Origin of the sequence: Luteimonas sp. FCS-9 (assembly GCF_001014645.1) — a bacterium.
Lineage (GTDB): Bacteria > Pseudomonadota > Gammaproteobacteria > Xanthomonadales > Xanthomonadaceae > Luteimonas.
The window spans coordinates 1-1554 of sequence record NZ_LASZ01000054.1; the positions used below are offsets into that span (position 1 = coordinate 1).

At 71.4% G+C, this 1554-nt stretch carries 1 protein-coding gene and 1 pseudogene; both read right to left on the reverse strand.

The window, feature by feature from the left end:
* Window positions 1-841: CBS domain-containing protein (locus WQ56_RS17460; protein WP_047138402.1), on the reverse strand; the 841-nt coding region annotated here is incomplete at its 3' end.
* Window positions 842-1151: 310 nt separating this feature from the next.
* Window positions 1152-1554 (reverse strand): annotated as a pseudogene (locus WQ56_RS19400) (putative PEP-binding protein); the annotation flags it as partial.

Sequence of the window (1554 nt, forward strand, 5' to 3'; positions counted from 1 at the left end):
TCGGCGAGAACAGGTCCTCGTCCTCGTCCAGGCCGGCCGCGCCCAGCGCCTGGTGCTCGGCCTGCTCGCGAATGATGTCGACGACGTCGTCGACGGTGATGCGGCCCAGCAGCACGTTGCCGTCGTCGACCACCGGCGCGGACACCCAGTCGTTGTCGGAGAACTGGCGCGCGACCTGGTCGGCCGATTCGTCGACGTGGATCGAGTCGAGCTCGTCGTCGATCAGCCGGTTGATCGGCGTGCCGGGGTCGCGGGTCACCAGGTCCTGCAGCGCGACCCAGCCGATCAGCTGGTGGCGGCGGTTGACGACGTACAGGTGGTCGGTGTGATCGGGCAGTTCGCCGCGCAGGCGCAGGAACCGCAGCACCACGTCGACGGTGGTGTCGGCGCGCACCGTCACCACGTCGGGGTTCATCAGGCGGCCGGCGGTGTCCTCCGGATACGAGAGCACCTGCTCCAGCCGCTCGCGGTTCTCGCGGTCCATCGAACGCAGCAGCGTGTCGATGACCGCGTCGGGCAGGTCCTCGACGAGATCGGCGAGGTCGTCGATGTCGAGGTCCTCGACCGCGGCGACCAGCTCGTCGGGATCCATGTCCGCGATCAGGCTCTCGCGGACCTCGTCGCCGACGTGCACCAGCACCTCGCCGTCGTCGTCGGCATCGACCAGGCCCCAGACCACGATGCGCTTGTCGTGCGGCAGCGACTCGAGCAGGTTGCCGATCTCGGCCGGTGCCAGCGTGTTGACCATGCGCCGCACCGGCCCCAGCCGCCCGCTGTCGAGGGCGTCGGAGAGCAGGCGCAGCTGGCGCGCGGTCTTGTCGTGGCGGACGGCTTCGGCCATGGACGGCTCCGTTGCGCGTCGCGACGGACGGCGGCGCGACAGGTCAGATGTGCATCCGGCCATTATCCGCGCTGCGCTGCGGAATAGGAACGGTCGAGCGGCGGGAAGACGCCGGCGACCTCACGCCACAGTCATGCCGGCCCGGGACGGATCGTTCGCCGGTCGTCGCGCCGCGACGGAACCTGCGGGGCGCGGCGGCCGGGCGGTGATCAGGGCAAATGCGACCAGCGACGCCGGCGTTGCCCGCTCGCAGCTCGCAGGTCGCGCGCCCGCGCTTGGACTCAGGCGGCGCCGCGCGCACGATGCCGTGCAGCAAGCGGATCACCGCCGGGTGCAGCGGCGAGTACAGGTCGCCGAGCGCGTCGTTGTTGCGGTCGGCGGCCAGCAGGTACTGGACCAGGTCGTTGGTGCCGATCGACAGGAAGTCGAGTTCGCGCACGAACGTGGGCAGGGCGATCGCCGCCGACGGCACCTCGATCATCGCGCCCAGCGCGATGCGCTCGGCGGTCTCGTGGCCCTCGGCGCGCAGGTCGCGCTGCACGCGTTCGAGCAGCCGGCGCACCGCGACGATTTCCTCGCGGCCGCTGACCATCGGCACCAGCACGCGTACCGGACCGTAGCCCGAGGCCCGCGCGATCGCCCGCAGCTGGGTCTCCAGCAGCCCGTTGCGCGCCATCGACAAGCGCACGCCGCGCAGGCCCAGCGCGGGATTG